This is a genomic window from Marinospirillum alkalitolerans, assembly GCF_045055655.1.
Taxonomy (GTDB): domain Bacteria; phylum Pseudomonadota; class Gammaproteobacteria; order Pseudomonadales; family Halomonadaceae; genus Marinospirillum; species Marinospirillum alkalitolerans.
In genome coordinates this window covers 22,032-47,954 of record NZ_JBANFI010000010.1, presented here as the reverse complement: position 1 = coordinate 47,954, position 25,923 = coordinate 22,032, and the positions used below count along the sequence as shown (strand labels likewise).

Annotated in this window: 20 protein-coding genes and 1 CRISPR repeat array; of the genes, 6 read left to right on the top strand and 14 right to left on the bottom strand. The window is 53.1% G+C overall.

The features are described 5' to 3' along the window. On the top strand, positions 1-181 hold a 181-nt coding region (locus V6U78_RS12365; protein ID WP_405341400.1), incomplete at its 5' end, for a hypothetical protein. A gap of 23 nt (positions 182-204) precedes the next feature. On the opposite strand, the gene pssA is transcribed toward V6U78_RS12365, so the two are convergent. Both pssA and ilvC read right to left on the bottom strand, forming a co-directional pair. Next, on the bottom strand, positions 205-1,143 hold the full coding sequence (pssA, locus tag V6U78_RS12360; RefSeq protein WP_405341397.1) for a CDP-diacylglycerol--serine O-phosphatidyltransferase: 939 nt from the start codon (positions 1,141-1,143) through the stop codon (positions 205-207). Between the two features lie 150 nt (positions 1,144-1,293). Next, positions 1,294-2,310 carry a ketol-acid reductoisomerase gene (gene ilvC, locus V6U78_RS12355; protein ID WP_405341405.1) on the bottom strand — a complete coding sequence of 339 codons (1,017 nt, stop codon included), beginning with the start codon at positions 2,308-2,310 and terminating at the stop codon, positions 1,294-1,296. Positions 2,311-2,492: 182 nt separating this feature from the next. On the opposite strand from ilvC, the gene ilvY reads away from it, so the two are divergent. After that, positions 2,493-3,392 (top strand): HTH-type transcriptional activator IlvY, encoded by a 900-nt coding sequence (gene ilvY, locus V6U78_RS12350; RefSeq protein ID WP_405341394.1) that lies wholly within the window; start codon positions 2,493-2,495, stop codon positions 3,390-3,392. Between the two features lie 51 nt (positions 3,393-3,443). Here ilvY and ilvN read toward each other — a convergent pair whose 3' ends face one another. The 5 genes from ilvN to rluD all read right to left on the bottom strand — a co-directional run bounded on the left by ilvN (position 3,444) and on the right by rluD (position 10,639). Further along, positions 3,444-3,935: an acetolactate synthase small subunit gene (gene ilvN / locus V6U78_RS12345; RefSeq protein ID WP_405341391.1), complete on the bottom strand. Its 492-nt coding sequence runs from the start codon at positions 3,933-3,935 to the stop codon at positions 3,444-3,446. A gap of 3 nt (positions 3,936-3,938) precedes the next feature. After that, the gene (locus V6U78_RS12340) at positions 3,939-5,660 is read right to left on the bottom strand and encodes an acetolactate synthase 3 large subunit (protein ID WP_405341388.1); all 1,722 of its coding nucleotides are present in this window, start codon (positions 5,658-5,660) and stop codon (positions 3,939-3,941) included. A gap of 489 nt (positions 5,661-6,149) precedes the next feature. Further along, positions 6,150-8,723 (bottom strand): ATP-dependent chaperone ClpB, encoded by a 2,574-nt coding sequence (gene clpB, locus V6U78_RS12335; RefSeq protein WP_405341385.1) that lies wholly within the window; start codon positions 8,721-8,723, stop codon positions 6,150-6,152. Between the two features lie 168 nt (positions 8,724-8,891). Continuing rightward, the gene (gene pgeF / locus V6U78_RS12330; RefSeq protein WP_405341382.1) at positions 8,892-9,674 is read right to left on the bottom strand and encodes a peptidoglycan editing factor PgeF; all 783 of its coding nucleotides are present in this window, start codon (positions 9,672-9,674) and stop codon (positions 8,892-8,894) included. Between the two features lie 2 nt (positions 9,675-9,676). Beyond that, positions 9,677-10,639, bottom strand: a complete 963-nt coding sequence (rluD, locus tag V6U78_RS12325) for a 23S rRNA pseudouridine(1911/1915/1917) synthase RluD (protein ID WP_405341379.1) — start codon at positions 10,637-10,639, stop codon at positions 9,677-9,679. Positions 10,640-10,792: 153 nt separating this feature from the next. Between rluD and V6U78_RS12320 the strand changes: the two genes are divergently transcribed. Beyond that, positions 10,793-11,662 carry an outer membrane protein assembly factor BamD gene (locus V6U78_RS12320; RefSeq protein ID WP_405341377.1) on the top strand — a complete coding sequence of 290 codons (870 nt, stop codon included), beginning with the start codon at positions 10,793-10,795 and terminating at the stop codon, positions 11,660-11,662. 4 nt (positions 11,663-11,666) lie between these two features. Continuing rightward, positions 11,667-12,626: a CRISPR direct-repeat array (repeat unit 36 nt; unit sequence GTTGTAGTTCCCTCTCTCACCCCGGATGGCTACAAT). A gap of 63 nt (positions 12,627-12,689) precedes the next feature. On the opposite strand, the gene cas2 is transcribed toward V6U78_RS12320, so the two are convergent. The 4 genes from cas2 to V6U78_RS12300 all read right to left on the bottom strand — a co-directional run bounded on the left by cas2 (position 12,690) and on the right by V6U78_RS12300 (position 18,932). Continuing rightward, positions 12,690-12,998 carry a CRISPR-associated endonuclease Cas2 gene (cas2, locus tag V6U78_RS12315; RefSeq protein WP_405341374.1) on the bottom strand — a complete coding sequence of 103 codons (309 nt, stop codon included), beginning with the start codon at positions 12,996-12,998 and terminating at the stop codon, positions 12,690-12,692. A 34-nt stretch (positions 12,999-13,032) separates the two neighbouring features. Then, entirely contained in the window at positions 13,033-13,935 is a 903-nt protein-coding gene (gene cas1, locus V6U78_RS12310) for a type II CRISPR-associated endonuclease Cas1 (RefSeq protein WP_405341371.1), read from the bottom strand. A 5-nt stretch (positions 13,936-13,940) separates the two neighbouring features. Then, positions 13,941-17,138, bottom strand: coding sequence for a type II CRISPR RNA-guided endonuclease Cas9 (gene cas9, locus V6U78_RS12305; protein WP_405341368.1), 3,198 nt, complete (start codon positions 17,136-17,138; stop codon positions 13,941-13,943). A 165-nt stretch (positions 17,139-17,303) separates the two neighbouring features. Beyond that, on the bottom strand, positions 17,304-18,932 hold the full coding sequence (locus tag V6U78_RS12300; RefSeq protein ID WP_405341365.1) for an NAD+ synthase: 1,629 nt from the start codon (positions 18,930-18,932) through the stop codon (positions 17,304-17,306). Between the two features lie 217 nt (positions 18,933-19,149). Between V6U78_RS12300 and V6U78_RS12295 the strand changes: the two genes are divergently transcribed. Beyond that, positions 19,150-19,407 (top strand): PP0621 family protein, encoded by a 258-nt coding sequence (locus V6U78_RS12295; protein WP_405341362.1) that lies wholly within the window; start codon positions 19,150-19,152, stop codon positions 19,405-19,407. Positions 19,408-19,416: 9 nt separating this feature from the next. Here V6U78_RS12295 and thiO read toward each other — a convergent pair whose 3' ends face one another. Both thiO and V6U78_RS12285 read right to left on the bottom strand, forming a co-directional pair. Continuing rightward, on the bottom strand, positions 19,417-20,505 hold the full coding sequence (thiO, locus tag V6U78_RS12290) for a glycine oxidase ThiO (RefSeq protein ID WP_405341359.1): 1,089 nt from the start codon (positions 20,503-20,505) through the stop codon (positions 19,417-19,419). A 13-nt stretch (positions 20,506-20,518) separates the two neighbouring features. Next, a complete protein-coding gene (locus V6U78_RS12285; protein WP_405341356.1) occupies positions 20,519-21,364 on the bottom strand; it encodes an LEA type 2 family protein in 846 nt (281 codons plus the stop codon). A 296-nt stretch (positions 21,365-21,660) separates the two neighbouring features. Between V6U78_RS12285 and V6U78_RS12280 the strand changes: the two genes are divergently transcribed. Together V6U78_RS12280 and V6U78_RS12275 are read left to right on the top strand one after the other, a co-directional pair. Then, complete coding sequence (locus V6U78_RS12280; RefSeq protein ID WP_405341353.1) at positions 21,661-23,118, top strand: SLC13 family permease; 1,458 nt, start codon at positions 21,661-21,663, stop codon at positions 23,116-23,118. A gap of 105 nt (positions 23,119-23,223) precedes the next feature. Further along, positions 23,224-23,721, top strand: coding sequence for a GNAT family N-acetyltransferase (locus V6U78_RS12275; protein ID WP_405341350.1), 498 nt, complete (start codon positions 23,224-23,226; stop codon positions 23,719-23,721). A 57-nt stretch (positions 23,722-23,778) separates the two neighbouring features. Here V6U78_RS12275 and V6U78_RS12270 read toward each other — a convergent pair whose 3' ends face one another. After that, positions 23,779-25,695, bottom strand: a complete 1,917-nt coding sequence (locus tag V6U78_RS12270; protein ID WP_405341347.1) for a methyl-accepting chemotaxis protein — start codon at positions 25,693-25,695, stop codon at positions 23,779-23,781. Between the last annotated feature and the right edge of the window lie 228 nt (positions 25,696-25,923).

The following is a 25,923-nucleotide window of genomic DNA, read 5'->3' as shown; positions in this document are numbered from 1 at the left end:
CGAAGAGGCTTCTAAAAACCCAAGAAAAAACAAAACCTTGCAACTCTTGCCAAGGCTTCTATCCAACCGCGTTTCCGAGGTCGCCTTCACAAGAGCTGCGTATTATAGGGATCTATTTTTAAAGCGCAACCCCTTTGCCAAACTTTTTTACTTTTTCCTGCTCACACCCTGTTTGGGCTAGGCTACATCCACCTCTGCCATGCTTTAGCGCGTACCTTCTCCTTTAGCATTCTTCTTTTCTACCAAGGTCTGACGGCGCACGACTGAGCGCACTGGGCCAGAGAAGCCATAGCCTAAAAAGAGTAACAGCAGCATCACACCCGGCTCGAGGGCAATAATCGAAATCACCAACACCAAAATCAGCAGTGCAATAAATGGCACTCGATTTTTGAGATCGATATCCTTAAAGCTGTAATAGCGGACGTTACTCACCATCAACAGGCCAACCGCGGCGATCACAACAGCCACCAAGATCTGTATTAAAGCAGACTCCAAAGCGAAATCATGCAGAACCCAAACCAGTGCCGCTACAATAGCAGCCGCAGAAGGACTAGGTAGGCCAATAAACCATTTTTTATCAACCGAGCCAACCTGCACATTAAAGCGCGCTAGTCTGAGAGCAGTTCCCGCCACATAGACAAAAGCGGCGATCCATCCAAACTGCCCCAGATCTTGCAACATCCAGGTAAAAGCAACCAGAGCTGGAGCTACACCAAAGGACACCATATCGGCAAGACTATCATACTGCTCACCAAAAGCACTTTCTGTGCCGGTCAACCGTGCAACGCGCCCATCAAGCCCATCTAGAATCATCGCAACAAAAATCGCAATCGCTGCCGCACTAAAATCACCATTCATTCCTGCAATAATGGAGTAGAAACCGGAGAACAAGGCCCCTGTTGTAAACAGGTTAGGTAGGAGATAAATCCCCTTGTGCTTGACCTTACGGCCATTCACCTCTTTCTCTTCTACCACTTCTTCAAAGACTTCTTCTGCCAGACGGTGTGCTTTACGTGCAAACTCTTCATCTTTAGGTTGTGTCGCTGAATCTAGAGCTGGATCACTCGCCTGAGACTCTGACGGTGATGCGGCTAAATCAGCAGCCTGCGAAGACGTGGATGCTTTACTGGTATCTTGTGACATAGGGTGCTCATTGTTTATCCAAGTGTGGCATCCATTCTACACCCTCTCGCCTCTAGATTTGAATGCCCATCCAGATGAGAGGTGGTTGAGCAAGCCGCATAAAAAACGCCCCTCTTAAGGGGCGCTTCAAAAGGATCGATCAGATTCAGCTTAGTTCTTGCTTTGATCAACGATCTTATTAGCAGCAATCCAAGGCATCATCGCACGCAGCTTTTCACCAACCTGTTCAATCGGATGCTCTGCATTTTGACGACGACGCGCAGTCATCGAAGGATAGCCTGCCTGACCTTCAAGAATGAATTGCTTGGCATACTCGCCAGACTGGATATTGGCCAAGGCATCGCGCATAGCTTCACGCGATTCCTCATTAATAACGCGCGGCCCAGTCACATACTCGCCATACTCAGCATTGTTTGAGATGGAGTAGTTCATGTTAGCAATACCACCTTCGAACATCAGGTCTACGATCAGTTTCAGCTCGTGCAAGCACTCAAAGTAGGCCATTTCTGGCTCATAGCCAGCTTCAACCAGAGTTTCAAAGCCCATTTTGACCAGCTCAACCGCGCCACCGCAAAGAACTGCCTGCTCACCAAACAAATCGGTTTCACACTCTTCACGGAAGGTGGTTTCAAGAATACCGGTACGGCCACCACCTACCGCTGAGGCATAAGACAGTGCCGTGGCGCGCGCTTGGCCGGTTGCATCTTGCTCAATCGCGATCAAATCTGGAATACCACGACCAGCGACAAACTCAGAGCGCACGGTATGGCCTGGTGCTTTAGGAGCAATCATGATCACATCCAGATCTTTGCGTGGCGAAATCTGGTTGTAAATGATCGAGAAGCCGTGGGCAAAAGCCAAGGTGGCACCCTGCTTGATATTAGGCTCGATCTCTTCTTTATAAAGCTGACCTTGGAACTCGTCCGGCGTCAGAATCATCACCACATCGGCGGCAGCAACGGCAGCAGGTACATCCGCCACTTTCAAGCCGTGGGCTTCTGCCTTGGCACGTGATGAAGAACCTGCACGCAGACCCACGGTGACATCAACACCCGAGTCTTTCAGGTTACAGGCATGAGCATGGCCTTGCGAGCCATAGCCAATGACGGCCACTTTTTTGCTTTTGATGATCGACAAGTCACAATCTTTATCGTAGTAAACAGGCATTGCCATAGTGAAATCCTCTTGATATTAGAATGATATTGCTGGCTCTTTGAGCTTGGGTTCAGACTAAGCTTTTTTTGTTCTTGCGTAAAATGTTATATTCACAATGCAATATTGCATAAAACGCAACACTCGCTTTTTTCTGTACAGCCCTACCTTAATGCACCGGCAATGGAATCAACCCGATGGAACATCGTCTGCTCCGCCATTTTTTAGCCCTGGTCGAAACGCTGCACTTTTCACGCGCCAGCGAAATGGTGCACCTGAGCCCCTCTGCTTTAAGTCGCTCGATTCAACAACTCGAAGCGCGGCTTGGGACCCAACTCTTTGTGCGCGATAATCGCCATGTTGAGCTGACTCCAGCAGGCCGCCTTTGTGCTGAATATGCCCGTGATGCATTACATCAGTGGGACAGTTTAAAAAATCGCTTACAGGCGCAGGCGCAAGAGCTACAAGGTGAAATCAGTGTTTATTGCTCTGTCACTGCCAGCTATAGCTTCCTTTATCCACTACTCGATCGCTTTCGGGCCCGCTACCCCTTGGTCGAGATCAAACTCCATACAGGTGATCCCGCTGTGGCATTACAGCACGTGATCCAGGGCGAAGAAGATATCGCCATTGCCGCGCGCCCAGATCAACTCCCTCCAGCTGTGGCGTTTCGCTCTATCGGCCTCTCTCCGCTGGTATTTATTGCCCCCCGCCAAGAGCCGATGATCGATCGACTGCTAGGGCAAGAACTGAAAGATATTGATTGGTCGCAGCTGCCCATGATTCTGTCTGAGCAAGGTTTAGGACGCCAACGCGTCGATGCGTGGTTTAGGCAGAAAGCGCTCAAACCCAAGATTTATGCTCAAGTCAGTGGTAATGAAGCCATTGTCAGCATGGTGAGTCTTGGGCTGGGTGTTGGTGTTGTGCCACAGATCGTACTGGATAACAGTCCGTTGATTGACCGTGTCAAGATTCTTCCTGTCACGCCACATTTGGCGGCCTATGACGTTGGTGTCGCGCTGCTGAAGCGCAAGCTGCACAACCCGCTTATTCAGGCCTTCTGGGATTTAATTGATGAGCCTGCCGAGCACCCATAAAAAACCCCAGCCGCAGCTGGGGTTCATCACGCAGGATCTCAGTGATCGGGATTAAAGGCTCAGCACCTTCTCACCGCGAGCAATACCTGAGACACCTGTGCGGACGACTTCCAAAATCGTACTGGCACCCAGAGCACTGACAAAGGCATCCAGTTTATCGGCGGCACCAGCCAGCTGAATCGTATAGATGCTGGGGGTGACATCAATAATTTGTCCACGGAAGATTTCTGTTGTGCGGTGGATTTCAGCACGCTGAGCACCGACGGCTTTCACCTTCACGAGCAACAGCTCACGCTCGATATGCTGACCTTCGGTTAAATCGACCAGCTTGACGACATCAATCAGTTTATTCAACTGCTTGGTAATCTGCTCAATCACCCGCTCATCGCCATTGGTGGTCACGGTTAAACGTGATAGCGTCGGATCATCCGTTGGTGCAACATTGAGCGTTTCGATATTGAAGTTACGCTGCGAAAACAAGCCCACTACCCGCGACAAGGCACCGGCCTCGTTTTCCATCAGGATCGAGATGATATGTCGCATGGCTTATGTCCTCTCCGTTTTTGATAAGAGCATATCTTTCATGGAGCCCTGCGGGACCTGCATCGGATACACATGCTCACGTGGATCGACATAGATATCCATGAACACCAGCTGATCCTTGATCGCAAAGGCTTTTTCTAAAGCTGCTTCAAGGTCTTCTGCTCTTTCAACCTTAAAGGCCACATGCCCGTAAGATTCAACCAACTTCTGGAAATCAGGCAAGGACTGCATATAAGACTGAGCGTGGCGTGCACTATAGTTCAGATCCTGCCACTGGCGTACCATGCCCAGAGACTGGTTATTCAGGTTGATAATCTTCACTGGAATACCAAACTGGCTGCAGGTTGAAAGCTCCTGCATCATCATCTGGAAGCTTCCTTCTCCTGTAAAGAGCACCACTTCTTCCTGAGGCTTATGCAGCTTGATGCCCATTGCGGCCGGAAAACCAAAGCCCATCGTGCCTAAACCACCCGAGGTGATCCAACGGTTAGGCCGATCAAACTTATAGTATTGCGCGGCAAACATCTGATGCTGGCCGACATCGGTGACGACATAGGCCTGACCTTGGGTGATCTTCCAGACAGCTTCGACGACCTGCTGGGGCTTCATTGCCTCACCGGGAGCCGCTGGCTCGTATAAGCGTCCCTGACGACTCGCGCGCCAGTCCTGAATTTGCTTCCACCAATCGCTCAGATCATTGTTGATCTGCTTCTGCTCACCCAGCATAGACAGCATCTCTTCGAGAACGCTGCTGGCCGTACCCACAATCGGTACATCGATTCTGACCGTTTTACCAATTGACGATGGATCGACATCGACATGCACGATCTTCGCAGTCGGACAGAATTTCGCTGTGTTGTTAGTGGCCCGGTCATCAAAGCGCGCACCAATACAGACCACCAAATCACTATGGTGCATCGCTTGGTTGGCTTCATAGCTACCATGCATACCCAACCAGCCCAGTGACTGTGCATCCGTTTGCGGATAAGCACCGATCCCCATTAAAGAGGTGGTCACCGGCAGGTTGAGTTTTTTAGCTAATTGGGTGAACAGCTCTGTTGCTCCACCCAGAATCAAACCACCACCACCATAGAGCACTGGGCGTTTGGCTTTCAGCATCAACTCAACGGCCTTACGAATTTGGCCTGAGTGCCCACGACCAACAGGCGTATAAGAGCGGAGCTTGACCTTCTTGGGATAGACATATTCATACTTCTCAGTTGGTGCAGTCATATCCTTGGGGATATCGACCACCACCGGGCCAGGACGACCTGTTGAGGCAATATGAAATGCCTTTTTCAGCACCATCGGAATCTCAGCTGGGTGCTTGATGCTAAAGCTGTGCTTCACGATGGGGCGCGTCACGCCAATGATATCGGTTTCCTGAAAGGCATCTTCACCGATCAGATGACTCATCACCTGACCGCAGAGCACCACCATCGGAATCGAATCCATATAGGCTGTCGCAATCCCAGTGACCGCATTGGTCGCTCCGGGGCCGGAGGTCACCAGCACGACACCGGGCTTACCCGTTGCACGCGCATAACCATCGGCCATATGGGTCGCCGCCTGCTCATGACGAACCAGGATGTGTTGTACCTTATCTTGGCGATGAATCGCATCATAAATATGCAAAGCGGCCCCACCTGGGTAGCCGTAAATATATTCAACGCCCTCATCCGCTAAAAAGCGGGTGATCATATCTGCGCCTGAGAGTAACTCCACTTTCGTGAACCCCCTAAAAACAATTCGAGTGCAAAGAGCTACCCCTATGATAGCTCCGGTGATGGCCAAGATGTTGCTAACACCCATCTCAGCCCGCTGATACAAGACTCGCCGCTGGTCGGAAGTCATCAGCACCTGATGCTTGCCGTGTTATGGCAAAAGAGGCCCGTGTATGGGGCCTGCACTCTGATCACATTGTTTGAATGTGAAGCGGGGCCTAGCCTGACCAGAGGATAAATAGGTCTGGAAGTCCTGGATGCTGAGCACTGTGCTCAGTGCAAGCCAATGAGGGTCTCTCGATGGCCTGCGGCGATCAGGAAGGCTCAAGACTCTAACAAAAGGTTTTTTTTGTCAAGCAAGCAAAGGAACAAAGCAATAATAATGCGCTGACCTTTCAGTCACTTATCTTTTCATGCGCTAAAATGGCTAAAAAAAGAAAACTCGGCGTCCACAGACACCGAGTTGAGAGGAAGACAGCAACAAGAGTTTTTAAACGCTGAACACCAGCTGATCCGCATGCAGGCCAACGCGAATCGTCTGACCAGGTGCAAAGCGTCCAGCCAGCAACTCCTGCGCCAAGGGGTTCTCCAGCATACGTTGCATTGCGCGTTTCAGCGGGCGGGCTCCATAAACAGGGTCATAACCTTGCTCAACCAGCTTGTTCATCACCTCATCGCTCAGGCTCAGCTGGAGATCCTGCTCAAGCAGGCGTGTACGCAAACGCGCCAGCTGTATTTCGGCAATACCGCGAATCTGCTCTTTTTGCAGCGGATGAAAAACCACCACTTCATCTATGCGGTTGATGACCTCTGGGCGGAAGTGATTGCCCACCACTTCCATCACAGCGGACTTCATCATTTCATACTGCTCTTCACCTGCCATGCGCTGAATCAAATCTGAACCCAGATTCGACGTCATGACGATCACCGTATTACGGAAATTCACCGTACGCCCTTGACCGTCTGTCAGGCGGCCGTCTTCAAGCACCTGGAGCAGAATATTGAAGACATCAGGATGCGCCTTTTCAACTTCATCTAACAGCAGAACTGAATAAGGACGCCGGCGCACAGCTTCTGTCAGATAACCGCCCTGCTCATAGCCAACATAGCCAGGGGGCGCACCAATCAATCGCGCGACTGAGTGTTTCTCCATGAACTCACTCATATCAATGCGCACCATGGCTTCTTCAGTATCAAATAAATAGTGCGCCAGAGATTTACACAGCTCTGTTTTACCCACACCGGTTGGCCCTAAAAAGAGGAAGGAGCCGCTGGGCCGGTTCGGATCAGCCAAGCCCGCTCGCGAGCGACGCACGGCATTGGCGACGGCCAGAACCGCTTCATCTTGGCCGATCACGCGATCATGCAAGGCATCTTCCATGCGCAGCAGTTTTTCACGATCTGACTCCAGCATCTTACTAACTGGAATGCCCGTCCAGCGCGCCACAACCTCGGCAATTTCTTCATCCGTGACTCGGTTGCGCAATAGCTGGTGCTCGATTGAATCAAGCTGATCGGCCATCTGTAAACTGCGCTCCAAGTCAGGAATAATGCCGTACTGTATTTCTGACATCCGCGCCAAATCGCCCTTACGACGTGCGGCTTCTAAATCAAGACGCGCCTGCTCCAGCTGCTGTTTAATCTGCTGAGCACCCTGGAGGCTGGATTTTTCAGAGGTCCAGATTTCCTCAAGATCCGCATACTGACGAGCCAGATCCGTGATTTGCTCTTCAAGATGCTCAAGGCGCTTCACCGTATTAGGATCTGTTTCTTTTTTGAGGGCTTCGCGTTCGATCTTCAGCTGAATCAAACGCCGCTCGAGACGATCCATTTCTTCAGGCTTGGAATCGATCTCCATACGGATACGGCTGGCGGCCTCATCCATCAGGTCGATGGCTTTATCCGGCAGTTGCCGATCCGAGATATAACGGTTAGAAAGACGCGCAGCCGCAATCACGGCGCTGTCGGTAATTTCGACACCATGGTGGACCTCATAGCGCTCTTTCAGGCCCCGCAAAATCGCAATCGCATCTTCTTCACTGGGTTCGCTGACCAGCACCTTCTGGAAGCGACGCTCCAGCGCGGCATCCTTCTCAATATACTGACGATATTCATCTAGCGTGGTGGCCCCAACGCAATGCAGCTCTCCACGCGCCAGCGCAGGCTTGAGCATATTGCCCGCATCCATCGAGCCTTCACCTTTGCCGGCACCGACCATGGTATGCAGCTCATCGATAAAGAGAATGACGCGGCCCTCTTCTTTCGCCAGCTCATTCAAAACACCTTTTAAGCGCTCTTCAAACTCACCACGGAATTTCGCACCAGCAATCAACGCGCCCATATCCAGAGACAAGACTCGTTTATCTTTGAGGCCCTCGGGGACTTCACCATTGACGATGCGCTGCGCCAAGCCTTCGACTATCGCGGTTTTACCCACACCTGGCTCACCAATCAACACGGGGTTATTTTTAGTGCGGCGCTGTAACACCTGAATGGTGCGACGAATTTCATCATCACGGCCAATCACAGGGTCCAACTTGCCCTCTAAAGCGCGTGCAGTCAGATCGATGGTGAACTTCTCCAGCGCCTGACGCTTTTCTTCAGCATTCGGATCGTCGACCGCCTCGCCGCCACGCACCTGATCAATCGCGGCTTCAAGACGCTTTTTATTCAGGCCGGCTTTTTCCAGCGCCTGACTGGTGGCATCTTTCAGCTCTAGCGCCGCCAGGAGCACCAGTTCGCTGGAGATATATTGATCACCACGTTGCTGAGCATCACGATCAGCCAGATTCAGCAGGCGCCCCAGAGTCTGAGAAACCTGCACATTGCCATCATAATGGCTCACTGTTGGGAGGTCTGCGAGCAGCTTCTTCAACTCACTCCGCACGCGAGTGACATCACTCCCCGCTTGTTTAATTAAAGGCGACAGGGGATTGCCTTGCTGATCAAGCAAAGCCAGCACGAGATGGACAGGGGCCAATTCATTATGGCTCTGACCAACGGCCAGAGACTGGGCATCAGCAAAGGCATTTTGCATTTTGCTGGTTAAACGATCGATACGCATGGTTTTTACCTCAATCACTTCATGGACATCACCAGCAGAACTGGTGTGATGTTTGCATCTGATGATTAAGGTGGGGGTCAAGCACGCAGATTCAAGCGCTCGGGCAGGATATTTCTCCGCCGACTCGGTCTCATTTGTCCTAGATCAAACCCTGCCCTTGGCTTCAGTCTAAGGGGTATCCAACCAGATCACACTCGCCATCCGGCCCGTCGCCTGACCATCGCGTCGGTAGGAGTAAAAGCGCTCTGCATCCACAAAACTGCACAGGTTGCCGCCAAAAATCTGCGTCACACCAACAGCCTGCAAACGCTGCCGCGCGAGACGATAGAGATCCGCCATATAGTGTTTCAAGCGATAAGGGCTGGGCACAAAAGCGGCGGCAGCTTCTGGATGCCCATCCACAAAGGCTTGACGCACCTCTGCACCGACTTCAAACACCCGCGCGCCAATCGCTGGCCCTAGCCAGACCAGCAGTTCTTCAGGCGGCACCGCCATTTCAGCCACTGTATTTTCGAGCACGCCAGCGGCCAGCCCACGCCAACCCGCATGGGCCACACCGACAACCGTGGCACGGCGATCACAAAAAAAGACCGGCAGGCAATCTGCTGTCAGCACAACACAGGCGTAATCACCGCTGCGCGCAATGGCTGCATCGGCCTGCGAGCCAGGCGCAAAATGGCTCAACACCTGAGTGGAATGGGTTTGCTCTAGCCAGTTGAGTGGCCGCCCGCCTGTTGCATCAACCAGCTGTTGTCGACACAAGGCCACCTGCTGCGGATCATCACCAACATGATCGGCAGGATTGAATCCATCGTAAGGAGGCTGGCTCGGGCCATATTCACGCGTGGTCACCCAGGCTTTCACCTGTTCAGGAGCTGGCCATTGTGGATAGAGTCGAGCGGGTGACAGAGCATGGAGCGCTGCGCCAGTCGCGTCGCCTTGTGTCTTCATGATTAACGAGCCTCGCGTGTGTCTTCCGCCAGCAGGGCCAGCAGTAGCTGCATATCCTCAGGCATCGGCGCTTGCCACTGCTGAGGCTGCTGATGTTCAGGGTGAAGGAGCTTGAGGCTACGAGCATGCAGCGCTTGGCGCGGGAAGGCACGCAAAAACTGCTTCAACTCTTCACCAGCGCCAGCAGGTAACTTCAAACGCCCGCCATACTGAGGATCACCCACCAAAGGGTGCTTTAAGTGAGACAGGTGCACCCGAATCTGATGGGTTCGGCCTGTCTCCAACTGACAGCGCACATGGGTGTGCGCACGATAACGCTCGACAACACGATAGTGCGTCACGGCAGGCTTACCACCAGAAACCACCACTGCCTGACGTTGACGATCTTTCGGATGACGGCCAATCGGGGCATTGATCGTGCCCCCACTGATCAAAGAACCCAGTACAACCGCATCATACTCACGCCCCATAGAGCGATCTTGCAACTGAGCGACCAACGAGGTTTGTGCTTGAAGTGTTTTGGCCACGACCATCAGGCCGGAGGTGTCTTTATCGAGACGATGCACGATCCCTGCTCGTGGTAAATCCTCAAGCTGAGGGCAATGATAGAGCAGGGCATTCAGCAGGGTGCCATCCGCATGACCTGCTGCTGGATGCACGACCATACCCGCTTCTTTATTAATCACCAGTAACGCATCATCCTCATGCACGATATCCAAGGCGATCTGTTGCGGGACATCGCGTGTCTGGATCTCTTGCTGGGCTTCAATCACCAGCAGATCGCCTGCCATCACCTTGTCCTTCGGCTTGAGAGGGGCACCGTTACGCAACAAGGCGCCTTCTTTAAGCCACTGCTGTAATTTGGCACGCGAGAAATCAGTAAAGAGTTCAGCAGCGGCCTGATCGGCACGCTTACCGGCAAGATGAATAGGAACGGGAGCCTGCTGGGCAATCTTCTGGGTCATAAACCTGATCTTAAGTAGAGAGAGTGAAGAATCACTGCGCTGATATCAGCGCCTTTTTAAATTGACTCGAACTTCATGCTTGTTTTCGTTATTCTAGCATCCAGAAGAGATTCAAGCTCGATCTCACTGGTTTTAGACGACTTAGAGATACCTATGCGTGCTTTTTTGATTGATCAACACCGCTCGACCCTCACCGCACTGCTGCTTCTGATCTGCCTTTCGCTCCTCGCTGGCTGCGCCACACGCATTCCTGATGATCAAAAGACAGAAGCGCAGATTTATCAAGAAGCTCAAGAAGCCTTGGATCGTGAGCGCTATTTAACCGCCATTGAACGCCTGCAAGCCTTAGAGAGTCGCTTTCCTTTTGGCGAATACAGCGAACAAACGCAGCTCGAACTCATCTACGCCCTCTATCGCAATAATCAAACCGAAGCCGCACGCGCCACCGCCAGACGCTTTATTCGGCTCAACCCCGAACATCCCCAAGTCGATTACGCCCTCTACATGAGTGGTTTAGCTGCTTGGGAAGCGGGCCGCCATGCTTTAGAAGGCTTGCGCCTGAGTGATCTTTCTCAGCGTGATCCAGGTGCAACACGCGAGGCCTACGCCGATTTTGAGCGCCTGACAAGCCGCTTTCCAGACAGCGAATATACGCCTGATGCGCTGCAAAGAATGCGCTATCTAAAGAACCTGCTGGCGGCACAAGAGGTCTATATCGGCCGCTTTTATCTGCGCCGTGGGGCACCTATCGCCGCCATCAACCGTGGACGCGAGGTGCTCGAAGCCTATGCCGACACCCCCTCTGTTCCCGATGCCTTGGCCGTGATGATTGAAGGCTATCGTCATCTGGATCAAGCAGAGCAAGCCCAGCGTCTGCAAAATCTACTCGCTGAGCTTGCGCCTGATCATCCCCAGTTGGCCAGCCAAGGGCGTTTTGTTGAGCTTCATCCAGCCGACCTGCCTGATAAAACCCTGCTGCAGATCCTGACGTTTGATCTTCTCGGTGGTCGCCGCGTCCGCTAATCAAGCTGTAGTTCCCTCTCTCACCCCAGATGACTACAATGCTGGGGTCAGCAGTGTCGGTCACAGCGACGTTGTAGTTCCCTCTCTCACCCCGGATGACTACAATGCCGAGGTCGTTGAGCTCAGAAGCATCGATGTTGTAGTTCCCTCTCTCACCCCGGATGGCTACAATGTGAAGCGGCGGGCCCAATCCTTAAAAGTCGTTGTAGTTCCCTCTCTCACCCCGGATGGCTACAATAATGTGGAATAACTGGAGATTCAGGTGATAGTTGTAGTTCCCTCTCTCACCCCGGATGGCTACAATGTCGCTTGGTGGCACCCAGCCTTGAACGTCGTTGTAGTTCCCTCTCTCACCCCGGATGGCTACAATAAATCGGGAGTACTGGATTGCGATTCTAAAGTTGTAGTTCCCTCTCTCACCCCGGATGGCTACAATGCACCAGCGGCGAGGTGCCAGAAGAATACTGTTGTAGTTCCCTCTCTCACCCCGGATGGCTACAATCAGCCGCAGCAAATCAAGATCGACTAGCAGGTTGTAGTTCCCTCTCTCACCCCGGATGGCTACAATACCTTGCAAGGCACCTGTACTGGAACCTCAGTTGTAGTTCCCTCTCTCACCCCGGATGGCTACAATGGCTCAACGATCAGGAGCACCAGATCAATGGTTGTAGTTCCCTCTCTCACCCCGGATGGCTACAATGGCAAGGTTTGCACGCACATGAATACCAGCGTTGTAGTTCCCTCTCTCACCCCGGATGGCTACAATGTGCCCGACATCAGCCAGACTCAACGTAATGTTGTAGTTCCCTCTCTCACCCCGGATGGCTACAATCAGACGCACGCTTGCAACGCTCGGTACTCGGTTGTAGTTCCCTCTCTCACCCCGGATGGCTACAATCTCTGAGCCTCACAACGTCACCCGTCTGGAGTTGTAGTTCCCTCTCTCACCCCGGATGGCTACAATACCTTGCCCTCAAACCCTTGTCAGCACTGTGCTGGCTGGAGTTTGAGGGCAATTTTTTCGTGCTTATAACAACACCAACTGCTGGGCACTGACCTTTTTTTCCTGCTTTCTGGGTGGCCCCACCAGCAGTTTCATGGCTGCAAACTGTTTTTCGCTGACAGTCAGGCAACGCACTGACCCTTCCGGTGGCAGGTTCATGTTCAGCCGGTTCAGGTGCGTTTCCATATCATCAAAACCATTCACCACCCGCCCATAAACAGACCATTGCAGCATGTCGTAACCGTCTTTCAGCAAGAAACGGCGAAACAATACATAGGCTCGCTTGGCCGCAGCACTGGTGGTTGGCAGATCAAAAAAGACCAGTAATCGCATGAATCGCCGTGTCTCCTTGCTCATGTGTTGATTCCTAAGCTTGCAATAGCGGCAGGTGCAAACGGTTATCCTGATCAGCAAGGCGCTGCACCAAGCTGATCACCAATGCCTCGCAGGCCGCCAGTACAGTACGCTGCGTCAGTTCACCCTGAATATCGACTGTGCTGATATCCTGATGCAACAAGCCCACCAGTTTTACTTTATGGGCTGTTGTCATATCCTGCTGATCCTCTGCTAGAAGGTGTGTCAGGCAATAAGCATCCACCAGTGGGCGAAAAGGTTCAATCAGGTCATCGGCCAGATTAAAGGCATTTTGCTCGTTACAATGATGCAGCCCCAGCGGGGTAAGAAAGCCATAGCTGACCAGATGTTTTGCCAAGGCCGCACGGATCACTGCATAACCATAGTTCAACAGCGCATTGTGAAAGCTGGTTTGCTGGCGTGTAAAACCCTTACCCAACAAGGCAGGGAAATACAACTGTGCGGCCAGGGCTTCCTGATTATCGCTGTCACCGGATTTAACCTGACGCGCCAGCGCTTCCAGCTTTCTTGCCATTAACGGCTGCTCAAACCGCTGCAACACTGCCGCCTGATTGAGTATCTTTTGTTGCACCAGCGTTTGCCACAGGCGTTTGCGCCTTGGCTGACTGAGCGCCAATTGCTGACGCAGCACTTTAAGGCTGCGGCTATGAGGTGAGTAGGGTAATAACAAACCATTGGGGTGATGGTCTGCTCCGGTGGTGATCACCGCAATCTGTTGGTCGGCACAGGCCGATAACAAGGGAGCGGTGAGGGTGATCTGGGGGTTATCCAGCAGCAGCACAGCAATGTCTTCCAGTGGAATACGCACACTGCCATCCTGCTGCTCAACGGTTAAAGCCTGATCCTTGAGCTTGAGATAACCCGGCTGACTGATTATCACACTACGCCAGCCCATGATACCTAACCCCTTACCAGTGGCTGACGGGGTTCTTGCTCGACGCGGTGCAGTCGCCCCAGTATATCCACATGGTACTTGGTGAGGCTTTTAGCTGTTTTGATGCCGATGCTTTCTATCAGTCCATTTTTCCCTATCGCCTGGTTCCGATCATGTGCCCAGAGATTGATTGCGCCGGTTGAACGGTTCATCCCAGCATAATAACCCTCAACCACTTTCCCTTTCAGCTCCACCTGTACCCAGTCATTGGGGTAAAGGCTGAACAAAAACGCATAGCTGTCATCCATCACATCCCAGAGATCTTCTGGTTTGCCAGCAACCACTGCTTTACAGGGCAGGGTTGCGGTGACTGCATCTGCAACATAGAGCGGCACAACAAAGTATTTCCCGCCTTTGCTGAAAACATCAATCCGCAGCATATCGCCATTGCTGGCAATGCCGTGACGCACCGGCAGGCCACTTTTTTGTACCGTGGTCAGCTTAACACTGCGCACCAAAGGCGCTTGTTTACCCTGAGCAGCAGGTTTGTAGAAGGGTTCAGCAAAGGCTTTTTTGCCATCATCCTTAAAGGCTTGCAGCCTTTGTTCCAGTGCTTCAACCAGTGCCTGGTTGCGCGGATCTTCGTACCCTACCATGCGCGGCAGGTCTTTCAGTTTCAGGTTTTCCAGCGGGGTACGTACACTGCTGAGGTTTTGATCTAGCAGTTTTGCTGAGCGTATCGTTTCTTGATGCGCCTGCCCCAGGCCACGGCGCGTTGCCGCACGAGAAACTCTCAGCGGCTGAACATTTTGTGCCTGTTGCGGCGTGTAGTGATCCAGCCTTTGCAGGTAGTGTGCCGGGGTCGCCGACAAATGTGCTTGCAGCTCATGACGAAAATGCGGCCAGGGCTCAGGGAAGTGTGCTTCCAATTTTCTGAGGGTGGCAAGATCCAGCACCTCGCCTGTTTCCGGGTCTACCAGATTCTGTCTGGCTTGCTGCAGCTCTTTACGACGGGAATAATCCGACAGGCGCTTAACCAGGCTTCTGCTGCACGCAGCCACCACAGCCGCATCCAGCGCATGGTGCTTGTCACCGTCTTCACGCACTTTTAACAGCCCCCAGCGAGTACGCAAAAAGGCGGTTAACTGGCCGGAAACCACCACGCAGTTTTTATCTTCCAGTTGCAGGTGGTTTTCCACCAGGGTTTTAAACGAACGGGCAATGTAGCGGGTATCAGACAGGTTACGTTCCCGAAACTCTTCTGCTGCTCCCTTGCTGAAATCCCTGCGCAGCAGATTGCGCTTCTTGGCTTCACGGTATTTGGGGTTACCGCTGACGGCGGCTGCAAAGGCTTTCCAGCGGGTTGTTTCGTTTTGTCCATCTAGATACTCGTAGGGTGTTCTGTTGCCCTTGTTGCGGTTTTCTTCGGTGAGCACCAGCACCTTGTTGTTCATGCCATCATTAAAACTGCGTGAATAAGGCAGGGCGTGATCGACTTCAACATAACCCGCTTCAAACAACCGGTTTAAGTCCAGCGGTTTCAGGCTATAGGCACACTGGCTGTTCTGTTCGCGGTATAACCGCCATTTCAGTAAGTCCAGTCCTTTGGGGGTAAAGCGGAAGGTTTTTTCAAATTCGGCAATGTCCTCCAGCTTATTATCCCGGTATTTGCCTTGTTCCCGCTCAATCTCCTTGCGCTCCTTGAAGGATCGGCTCAAATCCCTTGCCAGCTCAATGTGAATGGCTCTGGGTGTGCCGTACTCACGAATAATGGCGTTAACCAGTTTACGTGCCTGATTCAGCGCCCTTGCCACCACGGGGTTGGCAACAAAGGTTTTACCAAAACGTGGGATATAGCGGGATTGCTGACTTTTTGGCAGTTGGCTGTGGTGCTCATAACCGGCTAACTGCACTGCTTCATCATAGCGTTTGCCTGCCTGCATAAATGGCAGGATTTTTTGCAGTGCCTTGCTGGAAAGGCGAACAAAATCAGAGAAGGATTCATTCAACACGGCATCAATCACCGGCTGTTCGATTCCCTGATCCAGCAGCCACTGAGCTGCCTTGTGGTCTTCTTTATAAACCGTCAGTGCATAAGCCAGCTGATCCAGCCGTTCAGGGTTCTGGCTGTCCCTTTGCCATTCCAGTTTTAACCCTGCATTTTTGTATGCCTTGCCCAGGATGTGAAAGCCCTTGGCTTCAAACAAGGCTGCATCCTCCGGGTTTTTGCCTGTATCTGCTTCACGTGGATAACGCAGGCCAATAAACCGCCAGCCAGCATCCAGTTCCAGCTTGCTACGTACCTGCTTGTAAGTCAGCTTGCTCTGAGTAAAGGGCAACTCCAGCAGCAGGTTTCTTTCATCTGGGGTCAATTCACGCGTTTCCCCCTGACCATTCAGGCGCAGATTATTCAACCTTGTTAACCAGACAAAACGCTCGGCTGAATAACTGGCCTTGGGTGCACGGTACTCATCTGGCTCAAAAGTACAGCGACCCAGCATTTTTAACATGGCTTCATCCGTTAAAGCGGGGCGTCGCTGCATCAGCAGGGTATGTACCTGCTGTTCAATTTCAGGGGTGGCAAAGGGATTGCTCAGCGTGCGCTGCGTTTCAAATAACAGGCGAAGCTCCTGCTCAATGTCTGCTCGCGCAAAGGTATGACTGTAGCTGCCACCCTTGTTCCTTTTTGCTGCTGCAAAATCTTCATGCTTTGCCGCCAGCTCACCCACGCTTCTGTAACCCTCAGCAGCCATTAACTGCTGATTGTTTTTTACGCCACTCAGCATCTGCCCGGCTTTTTCATCGTTTTTCAGTTCACTTTTGCGCGTGGATTGAAAACCCCGATGTTTCAGCAGATGGTAAAGCACACCCGCCCATTCATCTGATTCCAGCAAGCGATCCAACCCTTCGGCTCTGAGTTGCCAGGGCGAAATTCTGGTGATGACAGCATTCGGGGAGTTTGTATCGGTCAGACCCACGCGTTTGAACAAACGACGCAGACGCAATAACCGATGGCTTCTGCGGCGCAGGCGTTTGCGGGCTGATTTGGCATCCCGACGTATTTTGTTCAGTGACTCGCCGTACTTATCTGTTTCTGCCTTATCAAAGGTACGAACATGCAGGCCAAGAATGTGGCTATCAGATAACAATGCAGCACCAACGGATGCAACACCGATATCCAGACCAAGGGTGTAAGGGACTTGCTGACAAAGATTGGAACTCATGGACTTTCCTTCCTGAAAAGTTCTGGGTATCATCCACCTTATTGTGGTTATCCGGGGTGAGAGCCGTTACTACAATAAGGTCTTAATTGAACCGAATCCGACCCGATCTCTGCCTCTGGCATGTCGGGTCTTTTGTTATGCTGCTACTATCCAGCAATGCCCAAACTATAACACCGGCCATTTGTTAACCAGCGGATAGCGCCGATCCTTGCCAAAAGCCAAGGTCGAAACCCGCACTCCAGGCGCTGCCTGACGGCGCTTGTACTCACTCCGCTCGACCAGCCGTACCACCTGACTGATCACCTCAGGTGCAAACCCAGCCGCGACCAGCTCGGCCTGCGTGGCGCCCTCTTCGAGATAAGCTCGCAGCAACGCATCTAGCTCAGCATAGGGCGGCAGAGAGTCTTCATCCTTCTGATCTGGTGCTAACTCAGCTGATGGTGGGCGATCAATCACTCGCTGAGGGATCACCTCTCCCTGCTGGTTACGCCAACGCGCCAAGGCAAAGACTTGCGTTTTGTAGACATCCTTTAAGGCATTAAAGCCACCCACCATATCGCCATACAGGGTGCAGTAACCCACGGCGACCTCACTTTTATTGCCCGTTGTGAGCACCATTAAGCCCAGCTTATTCGACAGCGCCATCAATAGCGTGCCTCGGCAGCGCGCTTGCAGATTTTCTTCAGTGGTATCACGCTGAGTGCCAGCAAAGGTGTCTGCCAGACTGCTGATAAAGGCTTCAACCATCGGTGCAATCGAGTAAACGTCATAGCGCACACCCAAGCGCTGCGCTTGATCGGCGGCATCTTCCTGGCTCATGCTCGATGTGTAGTGATAGGGTAGCATCGCCACCCGCACCCGATCCGCCCCCAAAGCATCCACCGCAATCGCTAAGGAAAGAGCCGAATCAATACCGCCAGACAAGCCCAACACCACACCTGCAAAACCCGACTTATTCACATAGTCCTGCAAGCCTAAAACCAGTGCTCCATATAAATAAGCCTCGGCATCTGGCCAGGGATGAATCTCGCCCAGCTGAGCTTGCCAGCCAGCCCCCTGCAGCTCCCAGACCACGGTCATCTGCGCTTCTTGCAAAGCGGGGGCTTGCGCCATCAGTTCACCCTGCGCATTCAGCGCAAAAGAGGCACCATCAAACAGCAGCTCATCCTGCCCCCCGACCAGATTCGCATAGACAGCAGGCACTTCTAGCTGACGACAGACCTGAGCCACTAAGGCTTGGCGCTCATACTGCTTGCCCTGATGCCAAGGTGAGGCATTCAACAGCAGCACACCTTGCGCACCAGCTTGCACACAGGCCTCGGCGGGGCCGGTCTGCCAGAGGTCTTCACAAATCAGGATACCCAGACGACACCCCTGAATCTCAACCACGCAAGAGTCTTGCCCCGCACTAAAGTAACGCTGCTCGTCAAACACCTGCTCATTAGGCAGGCACTGCTTGTGGTATTCAGCGATCCACTCGCCCTGCCAGAGGACACCTGCCGCATTCATGCACCGCCCTTGACGCCAGATCGGATACCCCACCACCAGCGCGAGATCCTGAGGACATTCTTGTGCCAAGCGCACCAACTGAGCTTCCACTCGCTCTTGTAGTTCTGCGCGCAGCAGCAAATCTTCTGGTGGGTATCCAGTTAATAGCAGTTCAGGACAGAGCAGCAGGTCGGCCGATCCAGCCTGATGCACTTCTTGAGCCAGCTGGATCAAGCGCGATGTATTACCTTGCAGATCGCCAACAACAACATTCAACTGCGCAGCACAGATTCTCAGGCTCGACACGATGTATTTATCCTTCTAGAAATGCAAATCAATCAAAGATGGGCCTCGGCACTGGGCTAGCAAAGGGGCTTGACTAGACAAGCAGCGCTGAAAACCGCTAGTCTAAGAACACTGGATAGCAAGCGCAAATCTATTGCTCGACCCTCTCCATCCAGCGCCTTGATCGACTCATCCGAACAAGGCTTGAGAGGTGAATCCAATCACAAGAGAAATCAGCATGAGTCTACTCATTGTTCGCCTGCTTGTATTTTTGCTGCTCTTTTGGGCTGGCTGGCAACTCTGGCGTGTCTGGGAGCGCAAGCAGGGTGCGGGACAAGAACACCTTGGGCAAGAGAAGAAGCCTCATCTGGATTCAGAAAGCATGGTGCGCTGCGCTCAGTGTGGTGTCCATCTTCCTGAAAGCAGCGCGATTCACGCCGAACCCTACCATTTTTGCTGTAAAGAACATCAAAAGGCTTTTGAAGCCGATCAGTAGCCTTGGATGTTAATCAGCCAACAGCTGATAGGGCGCCGGATCTATCTTCGGGGGGCGTTGAAGCAGCTGATCCGCCATCACCTGCGTTGCAGCCGGTGCCAGCACCAACCCATTGCGAAAGTGTCCCGCACTGATCGATAAGCCACGGTAGCCAGGTACAGGGCCCATCAAGGGAATACCATCCAAGCTGCCGGGGCGCAAACCAGCCCAATGATGTTCGATATCATAATCCCGCAGACGCGGCATAATCTGATAGGCCGTGTCGCGCAAGGAGATCAAGGCATCTTCAGTCGTGTGCTTATCAAAGCCGGCATATTCCAAGGTTGATCCAGCCAGAATTCGGCCATCATTACGTGGAATCAAATAGCGACCATCCATCAGCACTACGCGATTCAACAAGCCTTTCGGCGCTTTAAACAGGATCATCTGCCCACGCACAGGTTTAATCGCCGTCGTTTGATCCAACTTGTTCAATAAAAGGCCCGTCCAGGCACCTGCACACAAGATCGTGTGGCGCGCAGCCAACACCATCTGCTTGCCCTGCACCCCCAGTACCTCACCTTCTTCATGATAAAGATCCACCACATCCGTCTCTTCGAGCAGGCGAATATTGGCTCGCTTTTGCAAGGAGGCCCGTAAAGCCTGACCAAGGCGTGGATTGCGGATACTGGCCACATCCGGCATCCATAGCGCTTCACTAAAACCTGGAGCCACATCGGGCTCTGTCTCATATAAAAAGGCGGCATCCACCTTTTCTAGACGCCGCTGACCCTGCGCCGCCCAGTCTAATGCGGCCTGCTGATCAGCAACACGCAAGAACACCAAGCCATCTTGACGCAACTCAGGATCGATCCCCGTCTCTTCTTTTAATTGCGCGGCAAGCTGTGGATAAAAGCCTTGCGAATAATCTGCCAAGGCAGTGATGGCTTGAGGGTAGCGCCAAGGATAGAGTGGCGAGACAATACCACCCCCAGCCCAGCTGGATTCTTGTGCACACTGGCGACGTTCAACCAGTGTGACATCTGCACCTGCATCAGCCAGCTCACGCGCCAGCATCATACCGATCACACCGCCACCTACAATCAAGAAATCGGCCATCTTCTGTCTCCTTTTAACGGCTGAGTCGGATCTGCCCTTCGCGCTGGGCAGCAAAGGGAAAGGCTTGCAACAAAGGCAAGGTCGAACCTATCTGGCTCTGAAAATCAATACGATAATCCAGCTCACCACCGCGCATCAAACTCTCGATCAGTGCGCGACCGGCTTGGCTACTGCTGACTCGAAGCGGAATACGCAACTGGGTTTCCTGTTCACTGCGCAGTGCTAAATCAGGCTCTAGGGCACCCTGCCCGACGGCCTGTCCATTCAGCTGCAGGCCATAATTCAAACGCTGAATATTGAGCTGAAAATCATTGAGATTCCGTACACCCAACACCAGTACCAGGCTCACACCACTGAGGCTCAGCGCTTCTTGCTCCAGCGCAATCAAACGCACCTGAGGCAAACGTGGCCTTGGGATTTCACCTTGGTGACGCACCGGCACACGTAAATCACCCACCAAAGGAAGCTCAAAACGCATGCCTGCTTCTAGACGATAAGGAATCCGCGTGGCCTCCTGCCAGGTATCAGCCAGATGCAGCAACTGCGCAAACTCGACTTCAAAAGGCAGCGTCACGGTTTGTGTTTGTCCTGCGGCCAAGCGTTGGCCTTGTACCTGACGCCCCGCCACCAGCTGGGCTTCAGCCACATCAAGACGATAATCCAATGCACCGAGATGAATGGCATAGGCGTTGGGATTGGTGACCGCAAAATGGGCCGCAAACTGCGCTCGTTCAAAATTCAATCCGGTCAGGCGTACCTGTTCAACACGCACCTCTGGCTCTTGCCAAGCGCCAGTGTCTTTTAAGAAAGAGCAGCCTGTCAGCATCAGCAGCAGGCCCAGTAGCAGTATCGGCTTCATCCGTCATTGTCCTCAAGGGATTGATGTGCAGCTTGCCACTATACCGAAGATCAGAATCTCAGGGAAAAAGCTTCTCTTTCTTGAAAGGTCAAACCCCATCCCGAGCGACCTGCTGAACACGAACCTAAATCAATAAAAACCCTGTTTTTCTACGCTGAAAAGTTTAGCTAAGTCCTTATTTGAATAAACAAAATCACCTCTGAGTCCAGTTTATTAGACTAAAGAATAAATCCAACCAAGGTCTAAGGCCTGTAGTATGCTGGCCTTTGTTAAATGACTACAAAAGGCAAGGTTATATGAGTCACGCTGAACCCCATCACACGGAAGAAGCGCAGCACAGTATGTCGCTGGCAGCCTGGATCGGCTTTTTTCTTGGCCCAGCATTCTTATTGCTGACCTTTATCCTCCCTGCACCTGAGGGCATGTCCGAAATTGCTTGGCGGGTTGTCGGTCTGACCTTGCTGATGGCCACCTGGTGGTCAACGGAGGCGATTCCGATTCCGATCACTTCTTTACTGCCCATTCTTCTCGTCCCCGCACTGGGCATTGCGAGTCTGCGCGATGTCACTGCGCCCTATGCCAATCCCATCATCTTCTTGTTTTTAGGTGGTTTTTTGCTGGGCTTGGCCATGCAGCGCTGGAATCTCCATCGACGGATTGCGCTACTGACTCTACTGGCCGTGGGAGATCAACCCGCGCGTCAGATTGCCGGTTTCATGCTGGCAACAGGTTTTATCAGTATGTGGGTCAGCAACACGGCCACCGCCATCATGATGCTGCCTATAGGTCTATCGATCATCAGCCTGATGGAATCGGATAATGAAGCTGAGTTAGAGCGTTTTGCAACCGCTCTCCTTTTGGCGATTGCCTATGCCGCAAGTATCGGCGGTGTGGCGACACTGATCGGCACGCCACCCAATGCACTGCTGGCTGGTTATCTGGCGGACAATCAGGGCATTCAGCTTGGCTTTGGCGAGTGGATGCTAATCGGCCTGCCTGTCAGTATTCTGATGATGGGGATCACCTGGTGGTGGCTGAGCCGCAAGCCTTTTGATATCAAAGGGAACAGCAAAGCCATGCTGCAAGAAGAACTGCGTAAGATGGGACCCATGACCAAGGCAGAAAAACTGGTCGCGCTGGTCTTTGTGCTCGCCGCTTTAGCTTGGGTGGTCCGTCCTATGCTGAACACCTGGATGCCCTGGCTGAGCGATACTGGCATTGCTATGGCAGCCGCGATTGCGCTGTTTATGATTCCTGTTGATATCAAAAAGCGCGTGTTCTTAATGTCTTGGGATAAGGCGGATGCCATTCCTTGGGGCGTACTACTGCTGTTTGGGGGTGGTTTGGCCTTGGCTGGAATGATCAGCAGCTCAGGACTGGCCGTCTGGATCGCCAACGGCTTAGGTGGTTTGAGCACCCTCCCTCTGTTGCTGACCATTGCCTTGGTGGTGGCGGTGATCCTCTTCCTGACAGAGGTCACCAGTAACACGGCCACAGCCGCAGCCTTCTTGCCGCTGCTTGGCGCACTGGCTGTCGCGCAGGATCTGTCTCCGCTGCTTTATACCGTGCCAGCGGCCATTGCTGCCAGCTGCGCCTTTATGCTGCCCGTTGCGACACCACCGAATGCGATCGTGTTCGGCACAGGGCACATGAAGATCAGCTCGATGATCCGCACTGGGGCGATGCTCAACCTCACTGGAATCGTGATCGTGACACTGGCCTGTTACTATCTGGTAGTCGGCTTCTGGCTCTAAGCCACCACAAACGATCACAGAAAACCCTGCTCCGGCAGGGTTTTTTACTTCACTCACCCTGCCGTCTCCAACCAGCGTTACGGCACCAAAGAGGAACACCTGGCCATGACATCTTGGCATATTTTGCAAGCTGACTATCAACACCCAGCCCATCAACGTGCTATTCCAGCCCTGCTGAATGCCTATGCACAAGATCCGATGGGCGGTGGCGAAGCCTTGGCCGCCACAGTGCAAGCGGGACTGGTCCCCGCCTTAGCCAAGCGGCCTGATGCGCTGACACTACTGGCTTTTGCCGGTGAAGAACCCATCGGCCTGCTGAATGCTTTTGAAGGTTTTTCGACCTTTGCCTGCCAGCCGCTGATCAACATTCATGACATCTATGTTGCGCCTGACTTTCGCGGGCAGGGAATCTGCGCAGCGCTGATCACCAAGCTCGAAGCCATCGCACGCCAGCGCCAGTGCTGCAAAATCACACTCGAAGTTCTCAGCGGGAATCCAGGAGCGCAAAAGAGCTACCAGCGCTTGGGCTTTGCGCCCTATGCACTCGACCCCACGCTGGGGCAGGCCGAGTTCTGGGAAAAGAAGCTGCCAAAAAACCTCTGATCAACGGCTGGGCTCGATGCAACTGCGTTGATCAGAGGCGACTGAGCGGATAGCGGATCAACTTGGGCGCGGCAAACGCGGCATCGCCTTCAGCCTGGGCTGAACACGGGGAGCGGCTTGTGGCTCCTCCTGCTCACTCAACTGAAAAGCCCCCACCGCTGCGCTGAGCTGCTGGGCTTGCTCTTGTAAAGACTCAGCGGCAGCCGCGGCTTCTTCAACCAGTGCCGCGTTTTGTTGGGTCACGCTGTCCATCTGCACCACGGCCTGATTGATCTGCTCGATGCCTTCACTCTGCTCGCCCGAGGCCACCGCGACTTGACTGATCAAAGCCGCAACCTGTTGCATGGCGTCCGCGAGCTGACGTATCCCTTGACCTGTCGCCTGCACCTGCTCTTGGCTGGTATTGGCTTGCTGTACGGCCGCGCTGATCAACTGGCTGATCTCCTTTGCCGCCTGAGCGGACCTTTGCGCCAACTGGCGTACCTCTGCCGCCACCACCGCAAAACCTCGGCCCTGCTCACCAGCTCGCGCGGCCTCCACCGCAGCATTGAGGGCCAGAATATTGGTTTGAAAGGCGATGCTATCAATCAAACCTATAATATCCGCCATCTTCTCGGCACTCTGGTGAATCGCCTGCATAGACTGGATCACCTGCTCTGCATCCTGGCGACTGGCTTGCGCTTGCTGGGCCGCTTCTTGCGTCAGTTGCCGTGCCTGCCGCGCATTGTCGCTGTTATCCTTCACGGTTGAAGTCAGCTCTTCCAGGCTAGAAGCCGTTTCCTCCAAGCTGGACGCTTGCTCTTCTGTACGCTGTGAAAGGTCCGTATTGCCAGTAGCGATCTCTTGGGTGGCCGTTTGAATCTGCTGCGCGGATGCCCGCACGCCAATCAATAGACTTTCGATCTTGGCTACAAACTGATTGAAGTAGCCCGTCAGCTCAGCGACTTCGTCCTTGCCATGACTCGCTAAACGCACCGTCAGATCTCCCTCGCCCTGCGCAATATCACGCATCGAGCCCAACACCCGCTGTAAAGGCCGCGCGACCAGATAACGCACCAGCAGATAGATCACACCACATAGCAGCACACTGGCCAGCAGAATACTCAACAAGAGCTGCACACTGCTATGCCACAGGCGAGCCGCCACTTCATCATCCGAGTAGGCGATGATGACCTGATAGCCCCAAGGCGCAAAGGTCTGACGGGCTAACTGCCAAGCAGGATCGCGGCCTGAGAGAGCACGTTCTACCTGCTCACGGCTGAGGTGCGCCGAGTGCATCTGCACACGCCGCTGATCATCTAAAAGCGCGACAAAGCCACCATCTAACACGCGCAGTCTCTCAATTGCCTCGCGCAGTGGTGCCAGCTCAGCGGCATAGCCGACATACAAGGCACCAATCACCTCACCCAAATCATTGCGTAGCGGGCTATAGCCAGTGATATAAGGCTGGCCGAGAATATCCACCTGCCCAAAGAAATCCTCTCCTGCCGCCAGCGCACGATAGGCCGCCGAATCACGGTTCAGATGGGTGCCAATGGCACGCTCGCCATCGCGCATCACATTGGTGGCCACACGGATAAAATCCTCACCACGGCGCACAAAGATCGTCGCCGTACCTTCTTGTATTTGTGTGACCTGATCCACCAATTGGTGCTGATCAATCAAGGATTGCGCCCCAAAATACAAATGCGGCACGCGCTGCTGCTGCAGAAAAGCCTCGCCATCTATCTCCGCTGGGCCTAGGCGCTGGGCTTCAAGCTGCAACAGGCGCAGACTGGCGCGCACTTGCGCACTCAGGAGTTCGTGGGTGATGGTCAGTGTACGGAGTTGTCCGGCATGGATGCGCTGTGTCTCGCTACGCAGGTATTGCTGGATATCTTGCTGCTGACGGTGAATCGAAACACCCGCAGCCAGCGCCGACATCAGAAGAATCAATAGAATCACAGCCGTCAGGAGCTGCGTTGAAATTTTCATGCTTAGTTTTACCTTTTTCAGCTAGAGCAACAATCATTTACTGATGACAAAAGAATGACATCAGGCATCAAGCAAGCTTGTTCAGCTTAAAAGCAGATGCTAGGATGCAAAACAGCTGACAAAGCCCAGCTTTGCGCTAGGTCTCTGAAAAAGACTTTTGCAGCCTAGTGTTCAGCCCCTGAGTAGAAAATCACTTTTCTCATCCGAAGCCATACCTGGCTGACTCAT